General features: G+C 27.5%; 6 protein-coding genes. 1 reads left to right on the forward strand and 5 read right to left on the reverse strand.

Annotated elements, in window-relative coordinates; all coding sequences use genetic code 11:
* A partial coding sequence (locus Q5F54_RS09095) for a glutamate--tRNA ligase family protein (protein WP_302334280.1) occupies positions 1 to 913 on the forward strand: 913 nt, incomplete at its 5' end.
* 59 nt (positions 914 to 972) lie between these two features.
* On the opposite strand, the gene Q5F54_RS09100 is transcribed toward Q5F54_RS09095, so the two are convergent.
* From Q5F54_RS09100 to Q5F54_RS09120, 5 genes are all read right to left on the reverse strand, one after another.
* Positions 973 to 1,866: a YegS/Rv2252/BmrU family lipid kinase gene (locus Q5F54_RS09100; protein WP_071120001.1), complete on the reverse strand. Its 894-nt coding sequence runs from the start codon at positions 1,864 to 1,866 to the stop codon at positions 973 to 975.
* An 84-nt stretch (positions 1,867 to 1,950) separates the two neighbouring features.
* On the reverse strand, positions 1,951 to 2,592 hold the full coding sequence (locus tag Q5F54_RS09105) for a lactate utilization protein (RefSeq protein WP_288525962.1): 642 nt from the start codon (positions 2,590 to 2,592) through the stop codon (positions 1,951 to 1,953).
* Positions 2,593 to 2,648: 56 nt separating this feature from the next.
* Positions 2,649 to 3,932: a 4Fe-4S dicluster domain-containing protein gene (locus tag Q5F54_RS09110; RefSeq protein ID WP_288525965.1), complete on the reverse strand. Its 1,284-nt coding sequence runs from the start codon at positions 3,930 to 3,932 to the stop codon at positions 2,649 to 2,651.
* A gap of 104 nt (positions 3,933 to 4,036) precedes the next feature.
* The gene (locus Q5F54_RS09115; protein ID WP_288525967.1) at positions 4,037 to 5,641 is read right to left on the reverse strand and encodes a hypothetical protein; all 1,605 of its coding nucleotides are present in this window, start codon (positions 5,639 to 5,641) and stop codon (positions 4,037 to 4,039) included.
* A 130-nt stretch (positions 5,642 to 5,771) separates the two neighbouring features.
* Positions 5,772 to 6,713: hypothetical protein (locus Q5F54_RS09120; RefSeq protein ID WP_302334281.1), on the reverse strand; the 942-nt coding region annotated here is incomplete at its 5' end.

A 6,713-nucleotide genomic window follows, 5' to 3' on the forward strand; every position in this document is an offset into this window, starting at 1 on the left:
TCCAAGACAAATAGAGTTTGCTAGACTTAACCTTACAAACACTGTTATGAGTAAGAGAAAATTAAAGCAACTTGTTGATGAAGGTGTTACTGATGGATGGGATGACCCTCGTATGCCTACTATATCAGGATTTAGACGTAGAGGATATACTGCTGATGCTATACGTAAATTCTGTTCAGAAATTGGTGTATCTAAAGCTGATTCAAAAGTTGATAGTCAAATGCTTGATTTCTTCGTAAGAGAAGACTTACAAACTAAAGCTCCTCTTGCTATGGGTATTTTAAATCCACTTAAGTTAGTTATAACTAACTACCCTGAAGGTCAAACAGAAATGATTGAGCTTGAAAATAATGCAAAAGACGAAACTAAAGGAACTAGATTAGTACCATTTGGTAGAGAATTATATATCGAACAAGAAGACTTTATGGAAGAACCTGTTAAGAAATACTTCAGATTATTCCCAGGAAATGAAGTTCGTTTAAAGGGAGCTTACTTTGTTAAGTGTACTGATGTTATAAAAGATGAAAACGGAAATGTAGTTGAAGTACATTGTACTTACGACCCAGAAACTAAGAGTGGTTCAGGATTTACAGGACGTAAAGTAAAATCTACTATACACTGGGTAGAAGCAAATACTGCTATTCCTTGTGAATTTAGATTATATGAGCCATTAATACTTGATGATGCTCCAGAAAATGAAGGAAAGCACTTCTTAGAGCAAATAAATCCAAACTCTATGGAAATATTACAAGGATTTGCTGAACCTACTCAAATAAAGGATGCAAAACCATTAGATAAGTTCCAATTTGTAAGAAATGGATTCTTCTCTGTTGATACAAAATATACTACAGATGATAAATTAGTATTTAATAGAGTTGTACCATTAAAGAGCTCTTTCAAACCTGGAAAATAATATTTAATATATAAAAACCTACTAATTAATATTTTAGTAGGTTTTTTCTTTTATTTAATTTAACTATAATCCACACCTAATATTTCTAATCCACCTTCTATACATTTTATATCTAATGGAAAATCTGGACCCTTTTCACCATCAATATCTGTAGTTAATCCATCCTCACATTCAATATATATTTCCTTAGTTTTAAAGTATAATATATCATCCTCATTTAAATTATCTAAATGTTCTCCCTTTAATACATTTATAAATACTGGTATAGATTTTGGAATTGGCATATCTTTAAAAATAATTACATCTAAATATCCATCATCTAGTTTTGCTTTATATGCTAAATTTAAATTACCTGCAGTTTTTCCATTAAAAACTAACATAAGATACATATTTCCTTTATACTCTACTTCATCAGATTTTACTTTTATATTAAACGCTCTAAGATGAAGCGTTTCCTCTATCCCAGCTATATAATATGCTACTTTTCCCATATAGTTTTTAAAATCAGGATTTATTTTTTGAGATACATCCGTAAACATACCTGCACTTGCTACATTTATAAAATACTTATCATTTATTTTTCCTATATCAAAATTTCTTGGATTAGAATTTATAATATTATCTACTGCTTTTTTTATATCAAATTCTAATCCAAGAGAGTGCGCAAAATCATTAGCTGTACCAACAGGAAGTATTCCAACTGGTAGGTTTATATTTAAATTTTTCATAGCATTTATTATTATATCTATTGTTCCATCTCCACCTGCTATTATTAAATGCTCATATGTATCATCTATATCTAAAAAGGCTTTATCTATACACTCATTTTTGTCTATTCTATATGGTATAAGTGTAATGTTATTTTTTTGATATATACTTATTATAAAATCTAAACTATTTACTATGGATTTTTCACCTGAATTTGGGTTGTATATAAGTTTTGCTTTTCTCATGAAACCTCCTTAAAACTTAACCTTTATGATATATATTAGATGTATAAAAGGATATACCTTTATTTTAGTATATCCTTTATTTTATTAATAACCAAGATTTTCATTTAAAAATATTACATGAATTCTATTTGCAGTTCTTTGTCTTTTTATAACTGTATACTCACAGCATATTCTATCTGTACTACTACAATCCATACAATATCCTTTTATTTTACATGGTGTATTAGTATCTAGTCTTTTAGCATTAGCAGGAGCACACATACTTTTATTACGCTCTACAGCTTCATTGATATTTTTTACTATTTTATTAACTCCAACTACTACTATAACTTTGTCTGGTCCATAAAGCATGGCTGCTACCCTATTTCCATTTCCATCTACATTATATAATTCTCCATCTTCTGTTATAGCATTAGTACTAGTAAAGAATACATCTGCACTAAAAGTCTTTCTGTATAACTCTTTTAAATCATCCTTAGTTAGATTTTCTTCATATCTATCTAGAAAATTAAATCTTTTACTTCTTAAATAATCTATAACACCTGCTTCAAATAATGTCATAGATCCTCCACAACTAACAGTATCCCCTTCATTTGTAAGTTCATCTATTATTTTAATAAGTTCATCTTTATTATTTGCAAGATAACCCTTCATATTATTATTTTCTAATGATTTTATTGTATTTTTTATTTTAGTTTCATTTACCCAAGCTACATACTTATCCATAAATATTCTCCCACCTTAACATATTTTCATATTATTATAATATCATATCATTTCAATTAATTTGGCTTTTTTCGTTCAGGTTTTTTTATACTAAGTAGTCTATCTAAATATGTTGACTTTAATTGTTCATTAGCTAAGGCTCTTTTAGCTGGTTCTAAACTTAATATACTAGATAAAACTGCACCCATAGCTCTATGGCTAGTTAAAGCTTCATTATCAAATATAAGATTTTGTAGCTGACCTTTTTCAATAGCCATTAATACTGCTCTATGAACAGAATTTGCTGGTGTTATTATTTTTTCCTTACGTTTTCTAAGTGTAATGCTTTTTTTATGGCAATTTCTAACGCACACTCCACACCCTAAACATCTATCCTCATCGATTTTTACAACTTCTTTGTTATTTTCAACTGATTTACTTATAGCATCTATTGGACAAACCTTTATACACTTACCACAGTTTATACAAGAATCATAGTTTATCTGAGGTATAAAACTAGTTGTCTGAACCGGATTCATATTTCCAAATCGTTTTGCTGCTACTAACGCTTCACAACAACATCCGCAACAATTACATATAAATGTTACTCCACTTCTTACATTTTCTCCACATTGAACTAAGTTGTGTTCATAAGCCTGATGAAGAAGCTCTTTACACTCCGATGCATCTACTCTTCTTGCAAAATTGTTATTTATTAAAGAGTTTGCTGTATTGTTAAAAGTCATACATATATCCATAGGAGCATCACATGATTTTCCTACGTGACTCATTCTATGTCTACAGTAACACATACTTATACCGATATGTTTTGATTCTTCTATTATATGCGTTGCTCTTTCATAGTCTAGTATTGTAACTTCATTTTCATTAGTTAATACTTCTTCTTGAACATATACTCTTCCTAGCTTAGTATCTGTTGAATAGAATAGTTCTTTTATAAAATCTTCTTCTTCATTTATATATTGATAATAAAGCTCTGCTAAAAGTTTTTGATCTATGTCCTGTCTAGTTCTCATCATTGAAAACTCAAAAAAACCAGCCATTGGAGGAGGTAATATGTATTTTTTCCCCTTATTATCTTCTAAATCAAGTATCAAAGCTTTTTTAGCTAAATTATCTAATATTTTATATGCTTCACTTTGACTTACATTCCAAATATTTGCTGCAGTTTTTAACCTAAAAGCTTTTATAGGAAGCTTAGCTACTAACCTTGCTTCTTCTTCTGTAAATAATATACTTAAAATTTGATACAAAGTTTTCGAAGGAGGAGCTCCTTGTGGAAATTTATTTATTCTTTCTTCTAGGCTTTTATAAGCATTTTTAGCCGTTATATGCGCCATAATATACACCTCCTATTTTTATTAAAATTATGTACATATAACTATTTATTTATAACAAAAAAAGACATCAAATATTTATGATGCCCTTATTATAATATTTTTAATTACTTATTTATAGAACTTATTTTATTTGTAGAATAGATAGTTAATTCTCCATCATCGTTAATCAACATAATTCCGTTTCTTACAAACTCTAAATTTCCTTTTATCTTTTCATTAATGCAACTTGCAAATTTCTGTTCTGTAACATATATGTCATTTACGGCATTTACACAATCTTTATTTAATTTAACATCATCTACAACTTCTCCATAATCTTTTAAGATATCTATAGATTCAATAACTTCAGTAGTTTCTATCCCTGATATATTTGACACAATATCATGTTTAATATCTTTTATATTGTTTATATATTCGCTTCCTTGCTTTGTAACTACTGAAATAGTATCTTCTTCATTAATTATATTATTTACAATTGTTTTTGTTGTTTTTAAAATATCATTTAGTGGTTTTATATATTCCTCTTTATATTTTGATACACTATTATCATAGGTAACATTTATTGAGTTTACAAATTCATCTTTTTCTATATTAATATTATTTATTACCTTATTTTCTATATTTTCACTTTCAATATTAGCTAATATATTTTTAGCTTCATTAGGAATTATAGTAAATGTTTCTAAACTTACTTTAAGCGGTTCAAATGTTCCATCATCTAATACAACTCCTATAAAACCATCCCCTGTTGGATCCATTCTTAAAGGCTTATCTTTTATTTCTTCATTATTTAAATAATTATTCATAGGTCCTATAATCATTAATTCTACAGTCTTTGGCTTTATTATTTGTTGATTTATATCTATATTTTTTATTACATTATCTACATAAGTAGGCTTTACATCTATAACTGATGTTGATTTATTTGGATTTAATTCCTTTACAACCTTTGTTTTTGATTGATTTGTAACTACATTACAATTTTTTGTATTAATATTAGACAATACACCTATTTTATTAGTTTTTATAGGTCTTGAAACTTCAACCTCTTCGCAATTAGAAGTTAATACTTTTTTCTTTTCTATTTTTACATATTTTACTACATTCTTTTTTTCACTTGTTATATTTTCTACTACGCTTTTTTTATTTTTACCTAACTCTATATTTTCTAATGATTTTTTAGTATTTACATCTAAATCTGTATTATATTTTAGAACCTCTTCACTTTTTATATTTTCTATACTATTTATTTGGTTGTCATTTTTTATTGCATAATAATTTATGTTTTTTATATCTTTATAATTTCGTCTTATGTAATCCTCAATATTTTTGTCTTTTAGTTTATTTGAAAAAGCTCTAGAATATCCAGTATTAGGATCATATCTATAGTTATTTTCTTCATCTATAGTACTATCTTGTATCTCTTTTATTAATAATTTCTTAAAATTAGGATTGTCATTGTTATTTAATATCTTAACTTTAGTTATATTATCCATTGATATTGCTACGTTATCATTCATTATTATGTTCTTTTTAATTGATAAGTTGCTATCATTTTCTTTATTTATTTGTATTTTATTAGTGTATCCATCTGTAGTTGTAATTTCTAAATCAACAGAAATTTTCTCCTTATTTGAAGATATATCTACTAATTCTTTAATAGTATTAAGTATCTTTTCTATTGATCTATTATTGTAATTTCTCTGCATTTATACACACTCCTTTACAACTAACTTTTATAGCTAAAATTATCCTCATTATATATATGTTTATTAATGATATTTTATTACATAAATATAAGGCTCATTTTTTAATGAGCCTTATACCTACATATTATCATTATGCTTCACAGTTTGATGTAAACCCTCCATTAGTAGCTACTAATGTGTTAGGTGTTGTATAAACTGCAACTTCATCTTTAACTACTACGTATAATTTTTCAGTTACTAAAAGTGATGCAAATATATTAGCTGTAAATTCATATTCGCCTGCACTTTCGTTTAATTCTATAGTAGATTTAGGTGCTACACATGGTACTGATACACAAACATCAAACATTGATCTTAAATTTACTTTCCTTCTATCATCTGGTAAACATACTTGACCAAAGAAATCAACATCTTTAAATCCTAATCCCATCACACTATCAGTTAAGCCATCTACAAGATATTGAGCTCTAAAAGGTATACATCCTGCAGTACCATCTACTATAATATACAAATTACAAGAATCTGGAGTTATATCTGCTTGACATATTTTTCTAGCCCTACCATTTTCACAACAACCAGTTCCTTCACCACAAGTTGTACTTCCACTATATTCAGTATATATATTTTCACATCCAGAAGTTCTACATGCTGAACATGGATCACTTACTAGTGTTATAGTCTGATTAAGACCTATTTCAGTTGGTATCTCTGCCGCATCTATTCCTAGGCAATCATATTTCAAAGTTATAGTTTTTATACATATATCTTTTCCTATTAAATTAGCTCTATCATTAGTACCTGCCCATATTATTTCAAATGTTTTATCTTTAGCACATCTTGTTTGTTCATTATCTAAATGTACATAGTCATATATTCTATCTATTAATGCAGGTATGCATTTTGCTTCTCTTATATCTGGATATCTAATAGTTTTTGGTTTGCAACATTGTTCTTTACATTGGCTTTCATTTTTTACAACCGTTGGGCCATCTTTGCATGTGCAGCATAAATTGTCTGGTTTACAAGGTTTATTGTATCTCGCCTCAGACTCTTTAACTTCTTCTATATCTTT

It is taken from the genome of uncultured Romboutsia sp., assembly GCF_958366745.1.
In the GTDB taxonomy this organism is placed as follows: Bacteria; Bacillota; Clostridia; order Peptostreptococcales; family Peptostreptococcaceae; genus Romboutsia; species Romboutsia timonensis.